Genomic DNA, 488 nt, shown 5'->3' with positions numbered 1-488 from the left:
GACACGATCGATCCGGTGATCACGTGCCCAGGTGACCAGACCGCCAGTGCCGATGCCAACTGCGAGTTCACAATGGCCGATTACACAGGTCTCGGAACCGCTACCGACAACTGCGATGCAGCTCCAGTGATCACACAATCACCATTAGCGGGAGACATCGTGAGTGGGACGACAACAGTGACCCTGACCGTAACTGACGCCTCAGGCAACACAGCCACTTGCACGTTTGATGTAGTAGTAACTGACAACGCAGCGCCAGTGATCAATACTTGTCAAAGCGATGTCTCGAGAGATTTGGATGGAAGCTGCGAATACAGCCTCGAAGACTTTACCGGAGCGATCACAGCTACTGACAACTGTACACCAGACGCCAACATTGTCTACACGCAAAGTCCGGCAGCAGGAGTGATCCTGACTGGAGTGGGATCAACTCACACGATCACGCTCACTGCAACTGACACGAACGGAAACAGCTCTGACTGCACATT

The 488-nt window shown here is 53.5% G+C and carries 1 protein-coding gene; it reads left to right on the top strand.

Annotated elements, in window-relative coordinates; genetic code table 11:
• Nucleotides 1-488, top strand: a 488-nt coding sequence (locus tag ABHV44_RS16210; protein ID WP_459075759.1) for an HYR domain-containing protein, incomplete at both ends; no start/stop codon positions are given.

Origin of the sequence: Halocola ammonii, from assembly GCF_049334165.1 — a bacterium.
GTDB lineage: Bacteria > Bacteroidota > Bacteroidia > Flavobacteriales_D > Sanyastnellaceae > JBEGHD01.
Note: the sequence above shows the minus strand (reverse complement) of the source record. Positions and strands in the feature narration are given on the sequence as shown.